Source organism: Thermoprotei archaeon (genome assembly GCA_038881895.1).
GTDB lineage: Archaea > Thermoproteota > Thermoprotei > Gearchaeales > WAQG01 > JAVZOV01.
This window is the reverse complement of the sequence record JAVZOV010000003.1, coordinates 362,464-385,600: the sequence shown is the minus strand read 5'-3', so window position 1 is coordinate 385,600 and position 23,137 is coordinate 362,464. Positions and strand designations below refer to the sequence as shown.

Sequence of the window (23,137 nt, the reverse complement as noted above, 5' to 3'; positions counted from 1 at the left end):
ATATGCTGGTCGAAGGTTATGTGTTGAAGGTTGGTGATAAGATAGATACAGACGTGATAATTCCCGCTAAGTATTTAGTTTACACTGATCCTGCTGTCCTTGCTCAGCATGTTTTTGAGCCCATAGATCCCGAGTTTCCTAAGAAGGCTAGTAAGGGGACTATCCTCATAGCCGGCAAAGCCTTTGGCATGGGTTCAAGTAGAGAGCAGGCTGCCATTGCCCTTAAGGCTGCTGGTGTTAGAGCTATACTAGCTGAATCTTTTGCTAGGATATTTTATAGAAATGCTGTGAACAATGGTTTACCTGTCATGGTTGTTCCCAATATTAATGAAAGTGGTGTTAATGAAGGCGATTACGCTCAAGTTCACATTGAAACTGGTGAAGTTATCATAGGCAGTAAAGTTTTGAAAGGACGACCGTTAAGCGGCATAGTATTAGAAATTGTTAAATCAGGTGGTTTATTAAACTTTCTCATGCTAAAAAGACGATAAAAATACAACAAAACTCCAGGAAAGACGGTAACCTTGAGTTATTTCATGACTACCTGAATATCATTCTGTAACTTTTCCACAAGCAAAACTCTAAAATATTTCTTATCTCTTTATCTCAATTACTGGTAAATTTATGAATGCTTGCAAGTTCTTTAATTTGTTATTCGTTGCCCTTCCTTAAATCTTATGCTTTCTTAACCTGTGTGAGAGATGCAGATAAATACAAAACTTTTAGCAACGACCCTTCATTTCCCTACATGACAAGTGCAGAGAGCTTTTTCTTTAAAACTATAACTTGGTTCTCAGTGATTCTTTTTAATCTCTCTCTTGCAAGTAGGTTTACTTGTGTATTACTGATTTCTTTGAGCGCTCTGCATATACTCTGTTTTTCGTTATAGTCATAGAATACAGCATAGCCCTTATACAATTGCGCTAAAGTTTTTGTATAGTTTACTGCAAGTGGTTTTGAGAACGTTATTGCCTCCCATGCAGACATGAGAGCTGTGTATTCACGTTTAGTCCCCGTCAACACTCCTCTGCACTCGCACAAGAGTTTATAATATTTTTCCACAGGCAGATACCCAGTAAATATTACATGATATCGATACTCCTTGTACAAATCTCGCCTTTTCATCCAATTTCCAGTCACCACAAGTTTTATTGGAGGTTTACATTCGATGTACGCTTCTAAAAATTCGTGTAAAGGCTCGTCAAGTGCATACGAAGCTGGAATAACTATATAATTCTGCTCCACACCTTTACAATACTCTTTACTCATCTCCTCTATAACGTACCATGGATCATACACAACAATAGTTTTGTCTAGCACGTTCCTAGGCAACAATGCAGATGCATAGTAATTATGTACAATGATCAAATCAACATACCTTAACAAGCCTTTAAAGGGAAAATTCAGAAAAAGATTCTTCAGATCCTCATGAACAAGAAAACCTGAGTGCGCATCAACTATTACCCTAAATCCTAAAATGCGCTTAACAAATACAATCAATAACAATAAGGGTCCCTGGGGAAGCTGCAGTAAAACAGCCTTAGGCTTAACCCTTAATAAATGTACCAGAGTTCTAACAGCAGAATCCACATACAAAACCTTAGACTTGTAAAAAACAATATCTACTCCTATAGCTTTAGCTAAAAGTTTAGTACGCGAAGAAAGCTTCTTCCACGCAATAAAAATTACTGGAGCCCACTTTAACATTTTATTCACCAACATTATAAAAATAGAGATCCTTAGGTGTTGTTATCGATAAGTGTTTAAGAAATTTTCTGATTATGAAGTATAATGGTGTAGCCCTTATGACGGATTTGTTACGTTTTACGAGGGGAATTTTATAAATATCTAATGTAAAACCGTTCTTTCTTAAATAATACCCTGCTCTAATGCCATCACGCAATCCTAAAACAAATGGTTTAAACTCTAACTTTAAACCTGTTAGTAAATATTTTAGCAACAGTCTAATTATGAGGACGGTAAATGTTGGTAACGATTTTTGTTTGCTGTTACTAATAATTAAAGATGCCATCCATCCCTTTATCCAATAATAATAAGCCCACCCTGAACCTGTTATCCTAAACGTACCACGCCATAAATGTTTTGCTGTTATATGAGGAATACATTTTACAGTATATCCTGCGTTCCATAACCTTATTCCTAAAATACTATCATCAAAATATGCAAACATGCTCCAGATAAATGGCGCCTTCCCTAATTTCTCTATTGCTTTAGTTCGATAGATAGAGTAACAACCATCACTGTAGGAAACATAATAATCATTATTTCTATTTGAACTTAATTGCATAATAGTATTTCGCATAATAATATTTGAGAACATGAATTCATCAATACCACTGCCTGCAGAGTATACCGAATTTTTACTTAGCCATAGTATTATTCCTTGCAAAGCACCACATCTTGGGTCAGATTCCATAGCTTGAACCATTCTTGATAGACTATCAGGATAAACTATTGCATCATTGTTCAATAGAACTACATACTTTGAGTTTGGGTCTCTCGCTAGGTACGCAACGTTATTGCCTCCTGTAAATCCAAGATTACGTCTATTTCTGATGATTTTAGCTTTAAGTCCGATACTGTTCACATAATCTTTTATAATTTCATAACTGCCATCCGTGGAGGCATTGTCAACTATTATAAGTTCATAATTATTATACTGCAAATCCTTGATGCTTTTCAACGATTTCTTAACGATATTAATTATACGTTTGCTGTTATAATTCACCCACAATATTGATACTAAAGGTTCCTTCGCGATATTTAACACTTCTGATCCACTCTTTCCTTACATCATTATTTTCAATATTCCAATTTAAATTTTACTAAAAACTTAGGTTTCAAAACTTTCTTCTCGATCTTTCTGTAATTTACTAAGTTTTAAATTGTTGATAAAATATACTCCGCTCTTTTCTCAGGTGTATGATTTTGCAGAAAGTGTTTTCTTCCATTTCTTGCTAATGTTTCCCATTTGTCAGATTTTAAGTAATCTAATATCTTTTTCTCTAATTCATTAATTTTTCTAAAAAATATGGCACTTTCTCCATCAATGAAGTTGTTAGGAATCTTTATCCATGGTTCCCATGAAATTAAAGCAGTACCATGATATGGTATCTCCCAGTAACGAGCAGTATCAAAACTACCACCCGGTACTGAAACGGACAGTTTAGATTTGGCAATAATCTTTACATATTTAGACCACGGGATTCCTGTAGCAAATTTTCTTCCGAGATAAAGGAAAGAGTTTAATTTATACTTTCTTGAAATTTCTAGTAACTTATAGTATACTTTTATTCTTAATGGACTTGTTAAATTTGCAACAAAACTTATATCATAAATCTTATCATTATAATTTGGATTAAATCCATAATCAGGAATTGTCATATTTAAAGGATTCATTTTAACGAGATGATCATTATAAGCAATATAAATAAGCTTATCGAAATATAAATTTGGATTATAGAAATTAGGCAAATTATGCATAATCTTTGAAAAATAGCGTCTCGCGGAATATGCTAGATACATGTGAAAAATTTCAGGAGTCCTAATAAGTATTTCGCGTTTAAAATACCTAACTATACGTTTTTCTTTGTATACACTCCTTACATAGAAATCATCTTCGCCATCAATAAAAATTATTGGTGGTATTTTAGTATTCGCATGAAAAAGAATTTTCTTTAAAATTAGTGGTGTACTACCTCTCAAAAAATTACAAATAATTAAATCATAATCAGTCACCTCGGGGAAATCTGAAATAACATATCTTCCAGAATCTAGTAAACAGTAGATTTTAGGTACCTGCCAATCCTTCGCATAATCATATTTTACAGTACCGTAGTTAGGTTCTTCTCTGATAACTATTTTACCTTGAAGATCTTTAGCAACTAATATACCATTATCTATGTAACAGTGATATAAAGGTTTATATGGGTACTCAACAACGTTCTTTTCACCAAGTAATTTTTTTAATCCAAGAAAATAAAAATCACTATGATTAGGTTCTAATGAATTGATAAACAAAACTCTCATGAATAATCATCCCTTTCTCACTATGTAATATTAACACTAGTATTTTAATGTTATTCATATAAATTTGCATAGTCCTATTTTAAATAATTTTATTAAGGTTAATCTGAACTCTTTTGAAAATAATAGTCATATAGTTCTCTCTTGATATTTGCACTACTTTAGTTAAAGATACTATTTCAGTAATATACTAAAGAATCTGAAAAAAGATAAACATAATGCGAATCTGACCTCTTTGTTTGAAGTGAGGATTGTTATTCTTCTGTTATGCAATAAATAACCTGAGCAATGAATCATAATATTTTAGACAGTTCTAAAACAAAAAATTCATATTCTTGTACTTCCAAAGTATTGTGATATGAGTATTAGAAAAGTAGTCATTACAGCTGCTGGACTTGGTACTCGTTTACTCCCAATGAGTAAGGAGTTTCCAAAAGAAATGTTACCTGTTTATGTAAAAAGTGCAAGAGGTCTTACTTTAAAACCTTTGTTACAAGCAATCTTTGAACAACTTTATGAAATTGGTATAAGGGATTTCTGCTTTGTAGTAGGTAGAGGTAAGAGAGCGATCGAAGATCATTTTACACCAGACTGGGATTATATAACAAAGTTAAACAATAAGGGTAAAACGAACCTTACAGTAGAATTAATAAATTTTTATAATATGATAGAGAATTCAACAATACTTTGGGTTAATCAACCAGAGCCGAGAGGTTTTGGTCATGCAGTCTTAATGGCAAAACCATTCGTAGGTAATGAATCGTTTATTGTTTGTGCGGGTGATACTTATATAATATCCAAGGATAATAATTTTCTTAAAAGAATGATAAAAATACACTTTGAGGAAAGTGCTGATGCAACACTCTTGTTACAGAAAGTTAGCGACCCAAGACAATATGGTGTTGCAATAACGGAGTATTTAAAAAAAGATACGTATAAGGTGTTAAAAGTGATAGAAAAACCGAGAGAGTCCCCGTCAAATTTTGCAATAATGCCCTTTTACGTTTTTAATTTAACAATAATGGATTCGTTAGAAAACATAAAACCTGACATTAATGGTGAGATACAACTTACTGATGGAATACAAAAACTTATAAGTAATGGTAAGAAAGTTGTGGCGACCTTATTGGAGGATGAGGAACTTAGACTTGATGTTGGTACTCCAGAAACTTATTGGGAGGCTATGAAATCATCCTATGAATATATGCAAAAGATAGAAAATCATAATCCCATGAGCGAACCAAAGTTTTTTAGGTGAATTTTGATGGATGTTACAACCAAACTTATAACAAGTCAACTTTCACATAAGTTATTAAAAGATAAGAAAGTTCTCGTAACTGGTGGTGCAGGTTTTTTAGGTAGTTGGTTATGCGAGACTTTAATTTGGTTGGGCGCTCGTGTTACATGTCTTGATAATTTATCAACTGGTAAAATTGAAAACATAAAACATTTAGGGACTTTTGAGAATTTCTCCTTTGTAAAGGCTGATGTTGCAGAGTTTTGCCCTGATGGTTTTGATTACATAATACATGGTGCTAGTTTACCGTCACCAGATGATTATATGAGAAGGCCTGTTGAAGCGATGCTTCCAAACAGTCTTGGATTGTTAAAGTGTCTTGAGAATGCTAGAAAGGATCATTCTGTCCTGCTTTATTTATCAACTTCTGAAGTTTATGGTGATGCTGAGGTAATTCCAACACCTGAGGCTTATTGGGGTAAAGTGAATCCAATTAGTTTAAGAAGTTGTTATGATGAATCAAAGAGGTTTGGTGAGGCGTTATGCATGGCTTATTTTAGACAGTATAACGTTGATGTAAGAATTGCGCGTATTTTCAATACGTTTGGTCCAAGACTTGACATCAACGTAGAATATGCAAGAGTGATTCCGAAGTTTATTATACAGGCATTGAGGTATGAACCAATAACTGTTCATGGTGATGGGAAACAAACAAGGAGTTTCTGCTATGTCTCTGACATGGTTGTTGGATTGTTAAAGTTTATGATCTGTGAAGAATGTAGGGGTGAGGTAATGAATTTTGGGAATCCGCATGAAATAACAATCTTAGAATTAGCCCATCTCATAAAGAAGTTAACGAATTCACAATCTGAGATTATTTTTCTTCATTCTAGGCCTGATGATCCTAGAAGGAGAAGCCCTGATATTTCTAAGGCTAGAAAGCTTTTAAATTGGGAACCTAAAGTATCATTGAATAATGGTTTAAGTTATACCATAGAGTGGTTTAAGGAGATGATGAAACGATGAAAATTTCTTTCTTCGGTTTAGGTTACGTTGGCCTTTCAACGGCACTGGCATTAGCATCTAAAAATTTTAGAGTTTACGGTTACGACGTTGATGAAAATAAGATTAAGATGCTTAAAAATAGTAAGCTTTACATTTATGAACCTGGTCTTAAAGAACTTTTTAAAAAGGCTAAAGAGAATTTCATACCAGTTACTGATCCAAAAGAGGCTGTATTAAATAGTGATATTACATTCATAACAGTCGGAACACCCTCAAAATCTGATGGTTCTATTGATCTGTCTTATATTGAATCTGCAAGTAGATTAATAGGAAAAATGCTTAAAGAAAAGAATAGTTATCATTTAATCGTTGTGAAGAGCACTGTTGTTCCCGGCACCACTGAGAACGTTATTATAAGAATTATTAAAGAAGAATCTGGAAAGATCGTTGGAAGTGAATTTGGTATCTGTGTTAATCCTGAGTTTTTAAAGGAAGGTAGTGCCGTTGAGGATACTTTTAACCCTGATAGAATCGTGATTGGTTGTTTCGATGAAAAGTCTGGTGATGTTTTAGAAAGTCTATGGAGAATATTTTATGATGAGAAGATGCCTCCTTTAATCAGGACTAATCTTGTTAATGCTGAGTTTATTAAGTATTCCAACAATGCCTTTCTTGCTATGAAAGTAAGCTTCATTAATGAAATTGCCAACATCGCTCAGAAAATTCCTGGTGCTGATGTTGAAGTTATTGCTAAAGGTATTGGTTTAGATAAACGCATTGGACCACTTTTTCTTAAAGCTGGCCTTGGTTTTGGTGGAAGTTGCTTCCCAAAAGACCTAAGAGCTTTAATAAACTTTACTAAAAACCTAGGTTATGAACCTAGACTTTTAGAAAGCATTATTGATGTGAACAATGATCAACCTTATAAAGCCATCGAGCTATCTAAAGATCTTATTGGTGACTTTCATGGCAAGAAAATTGCCATTCTTGGATTATCGTTTAAGCCCAATACTGATGATATGAGAGAAGCAGTTTCTATTAAGATTATTAACAAGTTTTTAGAACTGGGTGCTAATGTTACAGTTTATGACCCAGCCGCAATAGATAATGCAAGGCATATATTTGGCAACAGAATCATTTATGCTCCTTCATTAACTGATTGCATTAAAGATGCTGATTGTGCTATCATCGTTACTGAGTGGAATGAGTTCAAACATCTCAAACCAGAGGATTTCATAAAAAACATGAAACAACCAATTGTGATTGACGGTAGAAGAATTTATGATCCAAAATTATTCAGCCAAAAACTCACATTCTCAGCCATTGGACTTGGAAAATGAAGATCCAAAATCGCAACTCTCAATTACAAAAGAATTTAACAGGAAATGAGAACTTTAATCTGAACTTGTTGCATTTTGCAGAGAATACTTATATAATTTTGCTACAAAGAAGATATTAGGTGGTTTTCATTTGAAAGGAATAATTCTCCATGGCGGTGCTGGAACTAGACTTAGACCACTTACTTATACAGGACCTAAACAACTCATACCGGTCGCTAACAAGCCCATAAGTCAGTATGTGCTTGAAGACTTAATCTCCTCTGGCATAAAGGAGGTAGCAATAATCTTAGGCGAGACTTTCCCTGAACTTGTACGTGAGTATTATGCTGATGGATCTAAGTTTGGCGCACGCATAACTTATATTTACCAAGGATTTCCAAAAGGTATAGCACATGCAATCAGCCTCTGTGAAGAGTTTGTTGGTAATGATAGGTTTGTTGTTTACCTTGGAGATAATATGCTTCAAAACGGTATAAAGGAATACTTGGATAAGTTCGTTGAGAGTGATTATGACGCTATGATCCTTTTAAAAGAGGTTGAAGATCCCACCAGATTTGGAGTGGCAAAGTTTGACAAGAGCGGGAAGCTTGTTGGATTAGTAGAGAAGCCAAAAGAACCTCCAAGCAACTATGCTATAGTTGGAGTTTATTTCTTCACCCCGATAATATTTAAAATGATTAAGAAACTTAAACCGAGTTGGCGTGGAGAGTATGAGATCACTGAAGCCATTCAAATGCTGATCGATAATGGTCACAAAGTTAACTATGAATTTGTCAAAGGATGGTGGCTTGATACAGGAAAGAAAGATGATGTCCTTTATGCTAATTCTCTGATCTTAGACGAAAGGATTAATAGAAAAATAGAAGGAGAGATCATAGATTCAAAGGTTGATGGAAGAGTTTCTATTGGAAAAGGCACAAAAATAGTAAAGTGTACTGTTAGAGGGCCTGCTGTAATAGGTGAATACTGCCATATCGAGAACTCGCTCATAGGTCCTTATACAAGCATAGGTGATAATGTCAGGATAATAAACAGTAGCATAGAATACTCCATAGTCTTAAATAATGCTGTTATCGAGGATGTTAATAGGATTGAGGAAAGCCTAATTGGGAGAAACGCAAAAATAATCAAGAAGGGATTTGCAAATGCACATAAGTTTAATGTAGCAGATTATTCGGAGGTGATATTATGAGCGAAGTCAAAGAATACCCCTTAGAAGGTGTTAAGGCTTACGAGCTTAAAGTACTCCCAGATGAAAGAGGATTCTTTGCCGAGGCTTTGAGGATCGATTGGAAACACCTTCTAGGTGAGGAATGGATAGCCCAAGCTAACATAAGTTACAGTTACCCTGGCATCGTAAGAGCTTGGCATAAGCATGAGAGGGGACAGATAGATTACTTCCTTGTTTTGAAAGGAGCTATGAAAATATGTGCTTATGATGAAGAAAGCAGAAAGCTAGTAGAGATAATTGCTGATGAAAGAAAGCCGAGCATAATCCGCATACCAGGAAAATACTGGCACGGCACGAAAACAGTTAGTAATACACCATCCCTAACAATTTACTTCACTAACAGATTATATGATTATGGAAATCCTGATGAGTTAAGAAGACCTTGGAACGACCCTTTAATAATTCCTAAGGAGATTAACGGGAAAGAAGATGATTCGAGATGCAATAAGCCTTGGGATTGGTTTTATCCACCCTATAAGTAGGGTTTTGTCATGAAAATTCTCGTGACAGGTGGTCTTGGCTTCATAGGAAGCAACTTCATACGTTACATTCTGCATGAATTCAGGGATGTTAGAGTGATAAATCTGGATAGTCTTTCCTCTGGTTCTAATATTGCTAACTTGAAGGATATTGAAAAGGATATAAGATATAGTTTCATAAAGGGGGATATTGCTAACAAGCGTCTCGTTAATAAAATCATAAATCAAGTAGATATCGTCGTTAACATTGCTGCTGAGACACATGTAGACAGAAGCATAGCAAACCCATGGCCCTTCATAAAGAGTAATGTCATAGGCGCATTAACCATTTTTGAAGCATGCGTAAAGCTTAAAAAAAGAGTGGTGCACGTATCAACAGACGAAGTGTATGGAGATATTCTTCAGGGATCTTTTCAAGAGGAGGATAGGCTTAAACCCTCTTCACCTTACTCAGCTAGCAAAGCTGCAGCAGACATGTTTGCGTTAGCCTACCACAGAACCTACGACTTAGACGTCGTTATAGTTAGAAGCACTAATAACTTCGGTCCATATCAGTTTCCTGAGAAATTAATCCCCAAAACCATCATTAGAGCACACTCAAATCTTCCCATACCAATTTATGGCAAAGGACAAAACGTAAGAGATTGGATATATGTAAAAGATTTTTCTACAGCACTTACACTCCTCCTCACTAAAGGTAAAGGCGGAGAAATTTACAATGTTTCAGCAGGAAACGAACTCCAAAACATTGAATTAGTAACACAAATTCTAAGCCTCATGAACAAACCATTAAACTTAATTACATTCGTAGAAGATAGACCTGGTCATGACATCAGATATAGCCTTGACTCATCAAAAATCAGAAACGAACTCGGATGGAAACCAGAACACAATTTTCAGGAAGCCCTAAAAGCCACAATTGACTGGTACATGAATAATGAGTGGTGGTGGAAACCCATAGCAACCCAAGAAGTTCTTCATCCAACACCATGGAAGATTAAGTGGTAATTATGAAAATTCTCGTGACAGGCGCCAGCGGGCTATTGGGTCACAAAATAGTTCAAATCGCCCTGAAAAAAGGACACGAAGTTTACGCAATTTATAATGAACACAAGGTCGATATCGGAATATCCATCCAACTTGACATAACCAACAGAGATAAACTATTTGAAAAGATCTTCCAACTTAAACCTGACACCATAATACACGCAGCCGCATACACAGATGTTGAAGGAAGCGAAATAAATAAAGAACTAGCTTGGAAAATAAATGCTGAAGCAACAAAAAACATCGCAAAAGCATCGGCCAACATCGACTCACACATGATTTACGTATCAACAGACTACGTTTTCGATGGGGAAAAAGGACTATATTCAGAGGAAGACGCACCAAACCCAATTAACTATTACGGTTACACCAAACTTAAGGGTGAAGAGTTTACTAAAGAGAGCAACACAAAATATTGTATTGCCCGAGCGAGCGTCATTTATGGTTGGGCCTACACACATAAACAGAATTTTGCAACATGGATAATAAACAATCTAAAACAAGGAAAAGAAATAAAAATAATAACAGATCAATACGTTTCACCCACATTGAACACTAACCTTGCGGAAATGCTTTTAGAAATCGCTGAGAGAGAAATAACAGGCATTCTCCACACAGCAGGAGCAACCAGAACAAGTCGATACAACTTCGCCAAAAAGTTAGCTGAAATATTCGACTTAAACCCCGATTTAATCAAACAAGCAAAAATAAACGAAATGTCATGGAAAGCAAAAAGACCAAAAGACTCCTCATTAGATATAAAAAAGGCATTAAAAATTTTAAACCAAAAACCCCTAGAGCTCGAACACGCACTTAAAAAAATGAAAGAAGAAACAAACCATACTTTTGTTCTAACTTAAGACCATGAAAAACTTGTACCGCAGTTAGCAGTTCCGCGATGGAAGGGCTCAAATGGATAAGCGTGGATGCGAGATACGTAAATCTAAGGAACAGCTCTAGCGCACCCTCCGCTCCGGAAGCACGGCTTCCTATGGGGGCAGGTTAACGAGGTGCGGGGATCCATGGGTTCACCCGAAAAGCCCTCAAAATCGAGAGTGAAAAACTATGCACGTCAAAGACCACGTAACTTAGAACCCATGACACAAATATTGTTATTATATTAAATTTAGAGGCATTCATGATTGTAATATTTTGAGCGCTGCAATGGATTTATATATTGTTTTATGTAATACTTGCATGATGAGTGTAAATTTAAAGAAGGAGTTCTTGAGTCTGCTTGAGAAGGATGTGGAATTCCGCTACACAGTAGCAGGCTATCTAGGACTATCAGAAATACTAAAAAAAACTAGACACACTAACAGAAGCACAAAACAAAATATGGAAAGAAATTAGAAAATTAGGAGAAGAGCAAACCAAGATGTGGAAAGAAATCAGAGATATTCGGATGACACTCTGCTTTTTGTCGCACATGAACCATTAATAGAAAAAGAGTTTATAAGCTCTTTTTCTGATTCATTGCTGGTGAGCACTCTTGACATTCCAGTATCTTCTGGGCTGGCTGATGTTAATAATGCTGATATCCTTCCTCATGCTCAGATCTAGGAATCCAAAAATGCCCGTGTGGGCCTTCATGTCATTTCTTGCCTTTCTCAGCATCATTGGTAGACTGGTCAGCATAGAGGAGCTACCAACAGTGATAGATCTCAATGTAATATTCTTTCTCATTGGCATGTTCAGTATTGTTTCACTTGCTGAATCCTCTGGCCTTTTGAGCCTCCTATCATATTGGTTCATAACCAAGCTCAAATCGACGTATAGCATAATGATTGTCGCTTCCATCATATTCGGTCTCATGGCAGCATTTGCTGTCAATGATACTATAGCTGTGATGGGCCCTCCCATAATATACATGATATCAAGAGCCACTGGCATTTCTCTTGAGGCACTCCTCCTTGTTCTAGCATTCTCCATAACCATAGGCTCAGTTACAACGCCAATGGGAAATCCACAGAACGTTCTGATCTCTGTGAGCTCCGGCATGAAGGCACCTTTCATATCTTTCATATTTTACTTATTCGTTCCAACACTCATCAATCTAATCATCACCCCTGTGATCATTTCATTCCTTCTCAAGGTTCCAAGGAAAGGGATTGAACTTGGCCTCATAGCAGAGGAGAGCCTGAAAAACAAAAGAGATGCCTTTTTCAGCAGTTTCAAAATAGATGTGTTTAAATATTGGTAGATATAGGAGAATGTTGATGTCCGAAAAGCTCTATACAATCAAGGAGGCGAGGAAGCTTCTTGGAGTCACCACATGGACTATTCAGCAATGGGATAAACAGGGTAAAATAAGGTGTGTTAGGACTGTTGGAGGACGTAGGAGGATCCCTGAAAGTGAAATAAAACGTGTTCTTAGTTTAAGAGAGGAAAGAATTATTGTAGGCATGAGAAGCCGTAAGTATAATGAGGTTGTTGAAGGTGTCAAGAAGCTTGTTGGTTAAAGCGTACTCGATACCATATAACCTTGAGGTAAGTGAGCTTATAGAGGACTACATGCGCATCTTAAACTCTATCTTGGATGATTTATGGAGGAACATTGCATGGAATAGGAATGAGAAGAGGCTTATACCGTTTTTGAGGAAAGACAAGGCTTTTAGGAAAGGGCTTAGAGATAAGCACCTCAGAGGATGGGTTTACTCCAAGCATTACGTGGACTCAGCGATAAAACAGGCTTATTCCGTGCTCGAGTCCTGGAGGAAGAGATACCTTCATGGGCGGGCAGGAAGAAGTAGGCCTGAACTGAAGAGGAAGTTCGTGAGGGTCAAGGAAACCCTCTACAGTCACAGGGACGGCGTGCTCAGGATTTCGATTAAACCCTATGAAGAAAGCGTGACCGTAGATTTGAGGAAGGCGTGGTGCTGGGATAGGATAAGGGGTTTAGAGCTCGGCGAACTCATACTCAAGCGGGACAGGCTCCTGGTGACGGTCAGGAAGAGGGTGGGGCTGAAGGTCGAGAAACCGATTGCCTGGGACACGAACCTCCTATCCCTGGACGGCTTCGACGGCCGGGATCACTGTTCCATAGACCTGAAAGAGATCTACACCATCCACAGGATCTACGAGCTGAAGAGAAGAGTCATCCAAAAGCTTCCAGAGAAAACGAGGAAGAGGCTCCTGAAGAAGTACCGCTCGAGGGAGAGGAACAGGGTTGACGACGCGCTGCACAAGCTGGCCAGGCAGCTCTCAGGCAGGACAAACGTCTTCGAGGACCTGACGAACTTCAAGGAGAGGATTGCTAGGACGAAGAGTAGGAGCATGAACAGGCAGAACAGCAAGCACAATTACATCAAACTACAAAAGTACGTAGAATACAAATCTGCGTGGAATGGTTATGCTACCATGTATGTGAAGGCGAAGGGCACCTCAAAGACCTGCTCCAAATGCGGGTACTATAATAAAGACCTAAGAGGAGCAGTCTTCGAGTGCCCAAAATGCGGACTTGTAATCGATAGGCAGAAGAATGCATCAATAAACATTTGGAAAACATTCCTTAGGATGTGGGGATTCATGGGTTCACCCCGAAAGGAGCTAACCTCGATGAGTCCTCCGATGAACCCTGAGGAGGACAAGAGGGATGAGGCTCAAGGACTAAGTATGGATTCCACACATATCCATACTTAGTTCAGAACCCCTAATTGCTTCCCTTTCCCTCATTTCAGTTATATCTCTCATGCTTGCCAACGACATACTTAGGTTGAGCGGAGGCCCTCATATCGAGGAAATAGGATTCATACCTTTTCTCGTAGCTTCAGCCATGTACTTCTTTGTGGAGGAGCCCAGAAAAGTAATCAAGGAAATTGACTGGGGGACAATAATGTTCTTCATAACAATGTTCATAGCAATGCAGGGGATATGGAACAGCGGAGTTTCAAGCGACATGATATCCCTTTTCATGAAAAGCAAGCCAAACAGTCTATTCGAGCTCATTGAAATTTCCACTACATCAATAATACTTAGCCAGCTATTAAGCAACGTGCCTTTTGTCAAGCTCTTCATAAATTATATGAACACTCTTGGATTTACTGGAGAGGATGTTAAGGCTTGGATATCCCTGGCAATGTCCTCAACTATTGCTGGAAATTTAACTCTCTTTGGAGCAGCATCTAACATAATAATACTTGAAGTTGTTGAAAGCAAGTTCAACACAACTATAAAATTCACAACGTTCCTTAGAGTAGGAGCATTGGTTACAGCGGTTAACCTCGTAGTATATTTGCTTTTCATAACCTTGTTCTAGCTTCATGCTTTTACCAGAAAGTGACAATTCTAATCATAAACCAGAAGAGAAAACATAAGCACTCTAGACCAGTCTTCTAGCTTCTTGAGCAGAAGAAAACAGGAGCTCAATTCTTTTCTATTTCCTCAATCTCTATCTTGGATGGTATGGGGATCTTAGATGAAGCTACCTTGGCCGCTCTCTTTGCTATCTCTAGATGCTCCTTCTTTACTATAACCTGCAGTATCTCATACCGTTGTGGGATTCATAGATTTTCGTCCCTTCCCTCTATCGGCAAACGCTTTCGAGGGCCTTCGCCGCCAACGGTGAAGGACGGCACATTGGAAGTTCCCCCGCCTGCCTGTCGTCCTATTCGCATTGGAAGCAGGACCCATATCGGCATAAAAAATCAACTCAAAACGCCTATAAAAATCTATCTATTCAAAAACTGCTCACCAACCCTTTATCTAATCTCGCAAGAAGACCCCATGCGTAAGCGTGGGGATGAATTGCGATAGACTTTTAAACAGCTTTGAGTAATTAAAGTTTGATATGAAGCTGACTATCCAAGCGGGCGTTGTTGGACTGACTCGAAGGAAAAAAGACTTGTTGGATAGGGAATATTTTAACCTTCAGAAGTTTCTTAGGGGGGACAAGACTGTTCCGTTGTATTCGGCGAATAAGCAACAAGCTCTTAGATACTATCAAAGAGTTAAGCATAAAGAGTATCCGCTTAGCTTGAGAAACGACTTAATTAACCTTAGAAGGGCTAAGGCATTTTGGTTTTTGAAGATTCCAGTCTATGGCGTAAGGGGAGGAATAAAGGTTCCAGTTAAACCTCACAGGAAGTTTCCAGAAAACGCTAAACTATGCGAAAGCAAAATCGTAAAGCGAAAAGACCGCTACATTGCCATGCTCACCTTCGAGTTTCCAGCCCCGCCCATGCGAGAATGTTCCTCCATCCTTGCTGTGGATTTGGGCGAGCGTTTCGCTGCCACTGCGGTGCTTTGGCAGAATGAAAACGTGATGAAAGCCCAATTCTACGGTAGGGAGATTAGAGGAGTTAGAAGGCATTACGCATGGCTCCGCAGAAGGCTTCAAGAGAGAGGTCTAACCAAAGTCGTGAAGAGAGTTGGAAGCAAGGAGAGAAGGGTGGTTAACACCATCCTTCACCGAGTCAGCAAAAGGATAGTCAGCCTCGCCCTTGCAACCAACTCTTACATAGTTTTGGGAGACCTAAAGGGAATAAGAAAGCGAGTCAAGGGCAAAGGCAAACGCTTAAACAGAATAGTCAGCAACATGCCATATTATCGCTTAACGAAAATGATAGAGTATAAAGCTATGCTCGTAGGCATACCAGTAATAACCACAAGCGAAGCCTACACTTCAATAACGTGCCATATCTGCGGGTGTGAAGGAAAGCGCAAAACTCAGGGCTTGTTTGTCTGCGCTCACTGCGGAGAATACAACGCAGACCTAAACGGAGCCATCAACATCGCTAAAAAATTTGAGAGGTGGATGAGCTATATGCCCATCCACGGGGCTGCAAGTGAACCAGCCCATAACCAGCCTAAGCTGGAAGCCCCATCCGTAAGGGTGGGGTAGTTCACTTATGCACTAAATGAAAAGAAGCATGTACTATTTAATATTTAGCGATTATCCAGCTTTGGTATTATTGCTTTCAGTAGACTAATATCCTCCTTGTTTAACGGTTTTACAATTTTATAAAAGACTGGCAACGCTATTACAAAAATTAGAGCTTCTATCAATGCTTTAGCATATAGACTTACATTTAAAAAACTTTCAACCAACGATAAAATAAATGCCATCACAATTGACATAATTATACTCTTCATAATATTATCAGGCATCTTCATTTTTATGCTATTATACAAAATCACAAACGCCGTTATTACCATCAATGCCCTTGCTATCGCAGCACCTATTTGTTTTAGCCACATCGTTAAACTTAGCAACAGCATTAAGTATACCATCGCTGAAATTAACCCCGCAATAAATATTGGTTTTGTCCTGCCCGCCGCCTGCAATTCTGCAGAATATATCCCTGAATATGCACTTAAAATTACCAACACCGAAAGTATCATAAAAGGTACGCTCGCATCCAAGTATTTTTCGCCATAAACCACGCTTATTGCCGTCCGCGATACAGCAGCTAACGATACACTTAACGGCAAAATTACAGCAGTAGCTAACCTAATTATCCTTATATGCATCACACTTATTCCCTCTTTATTCCCCGTACCATTTATCCATGAAAACGTAGGAAAAAGAGCAGAAGATAACGGCGTCCAAAGTATGGACAGAACACCAACACTTGATACAGCTATAAAATAAACTCCAGTCACACTTAAACCAGCTATACCAGAAAGCACAGCTATATCAAGCCAATTTTGAGACAACCCAATTATATTCGCACCATAGACTGGCATACTAAAAGCAAGTAACTTCACCGCCGGAAATCGCTTATTCGTCCTCCTCACCTTACCCTTTAAGATTAATATTGAGTAAAACAACGTCACAATAGAACCCACCAGCAATCCCAAAATTAACCCAAGTACACTTAAACAAAAAAGAGTGAAGAGAATCCCCGAAAACCTTCCAACGGTTGTATAGAGTATATTTTGTACACTAACCTCCTTAAACATACTATAACCATACATTAAAGCACCATAATAGCTAGTAATGTTCAATATGAAAGCTGTAGTCAAGATGATCAAAACCTCAATCACCCCCACCCCTATGTAAGATCCTATAACAGGCGAAAACGAAAATCCAACAGCTAACGCTACTATAGATACAAATAACAAAACCTTAAACGCCTCCCTCGCCGAAGCTAAAGCATACTCCTCATCACCCTTACCTAAATTCTCCGAAACATACTTTATAACTGCATTATTCAACCCAAGCAAAGAAATCGTATTGAAAACCGTCAAAACCATGAGGAGCAAAGAAAAACGTCCAACCTCCTTAGGATCCAAGACCCTCGCAACTACAACATAGAACACAAATGCCACTATATAGAAAGAAACCTGCATAACAGTTAAATACAACGTTCCTGAAAACAGCTTCTTAGCTTCCTTCGACATTTTCTTACTCCCCTTATGAATAAAGCTAATCGTATAAATAATTATTTTCCAACATAAAATAAGAACCAAAAACAGAATAACATTTCTCTTTAACTGATCTTGATGAAAACATCAGACCTTTTCCTTCAGACATCAGCTTGCCATTTTATTGCTGAGTCAACGTAATGCTTTGAGTATCTCCACTCTCGTAGCAGTTCATCCCTAAGCTCTCTCCTATCCTCAGCTTTCAAGTTAAGGTGGGCCTTCTTAGAAATTTTAACGTGTGAGAAGATTGCGTCTAAAGCCTTCCGCTTAACTTTGAAGTATTCTTCGATTAAATCTTTTGGAACATCTACTGGGACCCTGTAGCTCTTAACTGCCTCCATAACCTCTCAACCTCGCTCTTGGGATATCTCAGCTTGCCAGTTGGGAGTTTAACAGTCCTAATAATGCCTTTCTTCTGCCACTTCCAAAGAGTCTTAACTGAGATGTTGAATATCTTTGCAACATCCTTTGGTCTAAGTAGTTCTTCTTCCATCAAAGAGTTAATAGAGTTAAACAAATATTTAAACCTATCTATTCCAAAACTGTTGACCACGGCATTCTACGTAATCAGGTTTATTCAATTTTAAAGATTATCTTAGTTTTTTTATTGCCTCTCTTGTTATCGGGTCTTCTATCCAATAGTATCCTTCATTTCCTTCTACTATCATTGCTGATGTTAGATTTTTTAGGATGCCGTTTAGAACTTTACTGTTTATGTCGAGTTCTCTTTTTATTTCACTCCACCTTGCTCCCGTTCTAACGATTCTTAGCACTTTTATGTATAGCTCTCTTCTCCTGTTTTTGAGGAAATGGTTTAATTCACTTTGTATGATCTTCGAACCTTCACTTACTGTCTCTTTTAAGGCTTCCTCATGCGAAAGTCTCCTCTCACATCTGAAGTTTCCATAGTACGTTAGCCATCCAACATATCCGTTTAATCTTTCAACTGCATCAACTATCTCCTCTTCTTTAAAATGTACTTGAGGATATTCTCGGAAACCTGATATAAGAAAGTTTTTTGATACTTCGTGATTGAATGGTTTTAGCGTGATTATAGCAGGCTTCCTTCCATACAGGGGTGAGGTTGGGCTTGGCTCAAGTAGTCTTCTTAGGATTCTAATATAGGAACCTGAAAAAACTATTCTTATTTTACTGTATTTGTCCCAAACACTCTTTAAGATTTTAAGGAAGTATGGTGAAGATACTTCCTGAACTTCATCGAAGACTATTATTTTATCCTTTACACGTTGAAATGCCTCATCTAAAATTTTACTCCATTTTATTTGTAAGAATTTTAAGTTAATTGTTAGTTCATCAAATTTTAGCCCCGATTCTACAAGAAGATTTTTTGCAATATCTTCAACACCCTTTGCTCCAAGAAGGTTAACGTATATACCTTTATTTTCGTTTGCGAACGTCTTTATTAAACTTGTTTTCCCAGTCATCCTTTTACCTAATACTACAACCCAAAGCCCTGAGTTTGTCAAGCGTAAAAGCTCTCGATACTCTTCACTTCTATTGTACAGTTCTTTGAGCGATTCTTTAGGTCTTAAACTGAAGAGCATGATTACCCAGGTAACTAATTACCTAAGTAACTAATAAATCTTTCTTTCAGCATAGAACTTATAATCACTTTAAACCATTGTCGGATAGCTAACTTTAACTATCCGTTCCACCTCTGTCAAAGCTTCATGGATGGCATTCGGGATTAACGGGAAATTCTTACATCCTGGATTTCTTTTCAATAGGTTTAGACATGCTATCACATCTCTATCATTTTTCATATCCGAATTCTAACATTGACACTCTCCACAGCTAAAGCCGGGAGATTCTCGGTTTGTCGTGGGGCCTCCACTCATTCTACCGAGTTAAGGGCTGTGTCAAACCAGCCCCTGCCATGGACGTATAGCCCATGGCCCGCTCGCTGGAACCATCCCTACCCGTCTTGGATGGGAGCATTATTCCAGCTTTCGGACGTCCCATCCACATCCGAGCGACCCGCTCAAGGAGATGGTGGAATTGGAGGAATATAAACTTAACGGCGATTCATCTCCACGACTAACCGTGAAAAATATAAAGGAGATGATGAAAAACAAAACAGAGGGCAGGAAAAATGAGGTTAAAAAGAGAGATAGAGGAGATGAGAGTCCAATATATAGAGAGATGGTCAATTTATAGCATAATAATAGGTATAGTAGTTGGAATCGGAACTTTCATTTTTTATTCCTTGTTACAATTAACAAAGGCTTTCTTCCTTGGTTATTTTGCAGGATTCCATCCCGTATCACCAGCTGGAGAACATCCCCTCTTCTCTTTCCCTTCAACTCCTTTTCGCTTATGGGTCCTTGTGCTTATTCCAGCTATTGGAGGACTTATTGTAGGATTTATTGTTTATTCCTTAGATCCAGAGGTAGAGGGGGATGGAACAGATGCAGTAATAGATGCCTTTCACAATAAGGGAGGAGAGATAAAGGGAAGAGTACCAATTATAAAGGCTATTGCATCTGCTATAACCATTGGATCAGGAGGGAGTGCGGGGAGAGAGGGACCTATCATGCAGATAGGTGGTGGGATTGCTTCTTTTCTTGCTTCTCACATAAAGCTAGGTGAGAGGGAGAGAAGGGAGATGATGATTTGTGGAGCTGCAGCAGGATTAGGGGCTATATTTAAAGCACCACTTGGAGGAGCTATATTTGCTATGGAAGTCCTGTATAGGAGGGATTTTGAGATAGAAGCAATGATTCCAGCAACTATATCCTCAGTAGTTTCCTATGCAGTATTTAGCTCTTTTCCTAACATAGGCTGGAGACCTATATTTGAAACTCATGAATACAATTTCAATCCTTATGAACTGATTTTTTATGCCCTATTGGGTATTGCATCTGCTATCTTTGGTATTTTCTATGTAAGGATATTCTATGGAACAAGGAACCTTTTCAGGTATTTGAGGATACCAAGACACATAAAACCAGCAATAGGTGGTGCAATAGTTGGTTGTATCGCATTTCTCATTGGTTACTTTTTACCAAAAGAGAAGGTATTGGATGGAGTACTTGGTATGGGATATGGAGTAGTACAGTTAACAATATATGAACAATTACCTCTCTTTGTTCTTCTCCTCATAGCTATTTTAAAAATATTTTCCACTTCCTTCACGGTTGGCTCAGGAGGTAGTGGAGGATTATTTGCACCTTCTCTAGTAATAGGAGCTATGTTTGGTGGATTTTTCGGAGGTATATTTCATTTATTTTTCCCTACAATAATAACTCAACCATCAGCCTTTGCTCTTGTCGGAATGGCTGCTTTCTTTGGAGGTATAGCAAACGTACCTCTTGCATCTATGATAATGGTAACAGAAATGACAGGGAGTTATAGCTTGTTAGCACCTTTAATGATTTCTACAGCCATAGCTTATGCTCTTACATGGAGATGGAGTATATACGAGAAACAAGTGAGAACAAGAATAGAATCGCCAGCCCATAGGAAAGATTTCTCTGAATCCTAGAACAGAAAAGAAGATATTAAATGAGTTGATCTGATATTCTGCTTAGGAACATCCATCGAGATGAAAACGCACAAATTTGGTGAACGTAAGGTTAACGATCTAGACGAGTAGCATTCTCATCGGTTGCAGAGTACGTTTGAAGGGGTTGAAGACCAAACCTAGGATCTCCAACGTTACAACACCTAGTAGGGCATGATCGTCAGCCTCACCTAGTACGACGGGTGTATGTCCTTCTCCTTGTGGTAAGAATATATAACACTCCGAAACTTTCCTCTTCACCATCGTACCGTCCGCCAACGTGAACTCGTGCTCCCTCATCGGGATTAGTCCTATCTTCTTCCAAACCGCCGTGGTCAACAGTTTTGGAATAGATAGGTTTAAATATTTGTTTAACTCTATTAACTCTTTGATGGAAGAAGAACTGCTTAGACCAAAGGATGTCGCTAAGAAGTTCGGTATCTCAGTTAAAACGCTCTGGAAGTGGCAGAAGAGGGGTATTATTAGAGCTGTTAAACTCCCAACTGGCAAGCTCCGCTACCCGAGGAGCGAGGTTGAGAGGTTATGGAAGCAGTTAAAAGCTACAGGGTCCCAGTAGAAGCTCCGAAGGATTTAATCGAAGAATACTTCAAAGTTAAGCGGAAGGCTTTAGACGCAATCTTCTCACACGTTAAGATTTCTAAGAAGGCTCACCTTGAATTCGATAGAGAGGATAGGAGAGAGCTTAGGGATGAATTGCTACGAGAGTGGAGATACTCCAAACACTACGTTGATTCAGCAATGTAGAGCGTTATCCAGCCCTTAACCAATCCGATAACGGAGTAAATTCTGGAAGGCTCCAAAAGAATCCGAACACGTAAAATGCTAACAGAAAGACCATCAAACCAAGGGCCAGTCACAGGCACATACTGAAACAAAGAGAGAAATTAAGCGCTCAGCTAAAAGTCCTTTGCTTTTGTGTTGTTGAAAAATTTAGTTCCAACAACATTTAGACTAAAACCTTTCAGAATACATATTTTCATAAAACTGCTAGAAGTCTCCCACTTTGCATGTGGTGGGAAGGAGAATTTAAATATGTGAGAAATATTTTTGGTGGGATGAAGATTATGGAAACCGTGAAAGTGGACGAAAAAGGCAGGATTATCATTCCTAAAAGCATGAGGGAAAAGGCTGGAGTGAAGGAGGGAAGCTACGTTAAAATAAGGGCGGACGAGAAAGGCATTGTGATAGAACCTCTTGAGCCTATAGCCGAGAAATACTTTGGAGCCTTCAAGATAACGAAATGGCCAGAAGACCTCGACGAGACAGAACTCCATTAAAAAGGAAATTCAGCTAAAAGCAGTGCGCGCCTCCTTCATAATCCTTAAAGCTTGGTCAATTTCTAGAGGTTTCGCGTTCAGTAAGACTTCAGCTTTACCTACGTTCATTGAGGAGTCCTTAGGTCTTCGGGCTTTCCACGATATTTCATTTATTCTAGCTGGCTTGATTAAGTTGATGTTTAGGTAAAATACCTTAGCCAGCTTTAGTGCGAATTCATGTCTGCTGAGTCTTGTGGATCGCTCCACGTGGATATGATTTCGTCCAGCTCGCCCGACTCTTCGTCGTAGACGCATATTTTTATGGCTCCCTGAAGGACCACGAAGTAGTCGATTTGTCCCCTTAGGTGTCTGTGCCAGGCCCTAATGATACCGGGATAGCTTATGGACATGTTTACCTGGACTATTTCGTCCTCCCTGAGGAGTTCTTTCCAGTCCTTCCTCATGAGCTCTAGGAAGAAGCCCCTTTCATCAGACCTTCGCTTAAGTGTTTTAATCTGGATTCCTTCAAGCATGAGGGTCACAGCTCGACCTGCGACATCTCGCCCAGTATGAACCTCCTTCC

The 23,137-nt window shown here is 38.3% G+C and carries 26 protein-coding genes and 1 pseudogene; 19 read left to right on the top strand and 8 right to left on the bottom strand.

Features of this window, described 5'->3' with window-relative positions; genetic code table 11:
• The first annotated feature begins 2 nt into the window (after window positions 1-2).
• A complete protein-coding gene (locus QW128_07440; GenBank protein MEM3833403.1) occupies window positions 3-491 on the top strand; it encodes a 3-isopropylmalate dehydratase small subunit in 489 nt (162 codons plus the stop codon).
• A 253-nt stretch (window positions 492-744) separates the two neighbouring features.
• Here the strand turns inward: QW128_07440 and QW128_07435 are convergent, their stop codons facing one another.
• From QW128_07435 to QW128_07425, 3 genes are all read right to left on the bottom strand, one after another.
• Window positions 745-1,707 (bottom strand): hypothetical protein, encoded by a 963-nt coding sequence (locus QW128_07435; GenBank protein MEM3833402.1) that lies wholly within the window; start codon window positions 1,705-1,707, stop codon window positions 745-747.
• Window position 1,708: 1 nt separating this feature from the next.
• Entirely contained in the window at window positions 1,709-2,791 is a 1,083-nt protein-coding gene (locus QW128_07430; protein MEM3833401.1) for a glycosyltransferase family 2 protein, read from the bottom strand.
• Between the two features lie 110 nt (window positions 2,792-2,901).
• Window positions 2,902-4,050, bottom strand: coding sequence for a glycosyltransferase (locus tag QW128_07425; GenBank protein MEM3833400.1), 1,149 nt, complete (start codon window positions 4,048-4,050; stop codon window positions 2,902-2,904).
• 355 nt (window positions 4,051-4,405) lie between these two features.
• On the opposite strand from QW128_07425, the gene QW128_07420 reads away from it, so the two are divergent.
• The 13 genes and pseudogenes from QW128_07420 (at window position 4,406) to QW128_07360 (ending at window position 16,228) form a co-directional block, all read left to right on the top strand.
• A complete protein-coding gene (locus tag QW128_07420; protein MEM3833399.1) occupies window positions 4,406-5,305 on the top strand; it encodes a sugar phosphate nucleotidyltransferase in 900 nt (299 codons plus the stop codon).
• 6 nt (window positions 5,306-5,311) lie between these two features.
• Window positions 5,312-6,310 (top strand): UDP-glucuronic acid decarboxylase family protein, encoded by a 999-nt coding sequence (locus QW128_07415; GenBank protein ID MEM3833398.1) that lies wholly within the window; start codon window positions 5,312-5,314, stop codon window positions 6,308-6,310.
• Window positions 6,307-7,629 (top strand): UDP-glucose/GDP-mannose dehydrogenase family protein, encoded by a 1,323-nt coding sequence (locus QW128_07410; protein ID MEM3833397.1) that lies wholly within the window; start codon window positions 6,307-6,309, stop codon window positions 7,627-7,629. Before QW128_07415 ends, QW128_07410 begins: the two co-directional genes overlap by 4 nt.
• Window positions 7,630-7,759: 130 nt before the next feature.
• Complete coding sequence (locus QW128_07405; GenBank protein ID MEM3833396.1) at window positions 7,760-8,821, top strand: glucose-1-phosphate thymidylyltransferase; 1,062 nt, start codon at window positions 7,760-7,762, stop codon at window positions 8,819-8,821.
• Window positions 8,818-9,342, top strand: a complete 525-nt coding sequence (locus tag QW128_07400) for a dTDP-4-dehydrorhamnose 3,5-epimerase family protein (protein MEM3833395.1) — start codon at window positions 8,818-8,820, stop codon at window positions 9,340-9,342. Before QW128_07405 ends, QW128_07400 begins: the two co-directional genes overlap by 4 nt.
• Before the next feature lie 9 nt (window positions 9,343-9,351).
• Window positions 9,352-10,347, top strand: coding sequence for a dTDP-glucose 4,6-dehydratase (gene rfbB, locus QW128_07395; protein MEM3833394.1), 996 nt, complete (start codon window positions 9,352-9,354; stop codon window positions 10,345-10,347).
• A 2-nt stretch (window positions 10,348-10,349) separates the two neighbouring features.
• A complete protein-coding gene (gene rfbD, locus QW128_07390; protein ID MEM3833393.1) occupies window positions 10,350-11,246 on the top strand; it encodes a dTDP-4-dehydrorhamnose reductase in 897 nt (298 codons plus the stop codon).
• A 340-nt stretch (window positions 11,247-11,586) separates the two neighbouring features.
• Entirely contained in the window at window positions 11,587-11,739 is a 153-nt protein-coding gene (locus QW128_07385) for a hypothetical protein (GenBank protein MEM3833392.1), read from the top strand.
• 139 nt (window positions 11,740-11,878) lie between these two features.
• Window positions 11,879-12,589, top strand: a complete 711-nt coding sequence (locus tag QW128_07380) for an SLC13 family permease (protein MEM3833391.1) — start codon at window positions 11,879-11,881, stop codon at window positions 12,587-12,589.
• Between the two features lie 10 nt (window positions 12,590-12,599).
• Window positions 12,600-12,791: pseudogene (locus QW128_07375) on the top strand (helix-turn-helix domain-containing protein).
• Between the two features lie 49 nt (window positions 12,792-12,840).
• Window positions 12,841-14,028 carry a zinc ribbon domain-containing protein gene (locus tag QW128_07370; protein MEM3833390.1) on the top strand — a complete coding sequence of 396 codons (1,188 nt, stop codon included), beginning with the start codon at window positions 12,841-12,843 and terminating at the stop codon, window positions 14,026-14,028.
• A 49-nt stretch (window positions 14,029-14,077) separates the two neighbouring features.
• Window positions 14,078-14,644, top strand: a complete 567-nt coding sequence (locus tag QW128_07365; protein ID MEM3833389.1) for an SLC13 family permease — start codon at window positions 14,078-14,080, stop codon at window positions 14,642-14,644.
• A 531-nt stretch (window positions 14,645-15,175) separates the two neighbouring features.
• A complete protein-coding gene (locus QW128_07360; GenBank protein MEM3833388.1) occupies window positions 15,176-16,228 on the top strand; it encodes a transposase in 1,053 nt (350 codons plus the stop codon).
• 44 nt (window positions 16,229-16,272) lie between these two features.
• Here the strand turns inward: QW128_07360 and QW128_07355 are convergent, their stop codons facing one another.
• The 4 genes from QW128_07355 to QW128_07340 all read right to left on the bottom strand — a co-directional run bounded on the left by QW128_07355 (window position 16,273) and on the right by QW128_07340 (window position 19,319).
• Complete coding sequence (locus tag QW128_07355) at window positions 16,273-17,730, bottom strand: oligosaccharide flippase family protein (GenBank protein ID MEM3833387.1); 1,458 nt, start codon at window positions 17,728-17,730, stop codon at window positions 16,273-16,275.
• A 125-nt stretch (window positions 17,731-17,855) separates the two neighbouring features.
• Entirely contained in the window at window positions 17,856-18,095 is a 240-nt protein-coding gene (locus QW128_07350) for a hypothetical protein (GenBank protein MEM3833386.1), read from the bottom strand.
• Window positions 18,062-18,247, bottom strand: coding sequence for a helix-turn-helix domain-containing protein (locus QW128_07345; GenBank protein MEM3833385.1), 186 nt, complete (start codon window positions 18,245-18,247; stop codon window positions 18,062-18,064). The genes QW128_07350 and QW128_07345 overlap by 34 nt, the downstream gene beginning before the upstream one ends.
• 97 nt (window positions 18,248-18,344) lie before the next feature.
• Window positions 18,345-19,319 carry an ATP-binding protein gene (locus tag QW128_07340; GenBank protein ID MEM3833384.1) on the bottom strand — a complete coding sequence of 325 codons (975 nt, stop codon included), beginning with the start codon at window positions 19,317-19,319 and terminating at the stop codon, window positions 18,345-18,347.
• A gap of 454 nt (window positions 19,320-19,773) precedes the next feature.
• On the opposite strand from QW128_07340, the gene QW128_07335 reads away from it, so the two are divergent.
• From QW128_07335 to QW128_07315, 5 genes are all read left to right on the top strand, one after another.
• Window positions 19,774-19,932 (top strand): hypothetical protein, encoded by a 159-nt coding sequence (locus QW128_07335; protein MEM3833383.1) that lies wholly within the window; start codon window positions 19,774-19,776, stop codon window positions 19,930-19,932.
• A complete protein-coding gene (locus QW128_07330) occupies window positions 19,895-21,259 on the top strand; it encodes a chloride channel protein (GenBank protein MEM3833382.1) in 1,365 nt (454 codons plus the stop codon). Before QW128_07335 ends, QW128_07330 begins: the two co-directional genes overlap by 38 nt.
• Before the next feature lie 409 nt (window positions 21,260-21,668).
• Window positions 21,669-21,854 carry a helix-turn-helix domain-containing protein gene (locus tag QW128_07325; GenBank protein MEM3833381.1) on the top strand — a complete coding sequence of 62 codons (186 nt, stop codon included), beginning with the start codon at window positions 21,669-21,671 and terminating at the stop codon, window positions 21,852-21,854.
• Window positions 21,821-22,042: a hypothetical protein gene (locus tag QW128_07320; protein ID MEM3833380.1), complete on the top strand. Its 222-nt coding sequence runs from the start codon at window positions 21,821-21,823 to the stop codon at window positions 22,040-22,042. Before QW128_07325 ends, QW128_07320 begins: the two co-directional genes overlap by 34 nt.
• A gap of 263 nt (window positions 22,043-22,305) precedes the next feature.
• Window positions 22,306-22,575, top strand: a complete 270-nt coding sequence (locus QW128_07315) for an AbrB/MazE/SpoVT family DNA-binding domain-containing protein (protein MEM3833379.1) — start codon at window positions 22,306-22,308, stop codon at window positions 22,573-22,575.
• A 203-nt stretch (window positions 22,576-22,778) separates the two neighbouring features.
• On the opposite strand, the gene QW128_07310 is transcribed toward QW128_07315, so the two are convergent.
• A complete protein-coding gene (locus QW128_07310; protein MEM3833378.1) occupies window positions 22,779-23,087 on the bottom strand; it encodes a dTDP-4-dehydrorhamnose 3,5-epimerase family protein in 309 nt (102 codons plus the stop codon).
• Window positions 23,088-23,137: the final 50 nt, after the last annotated feature.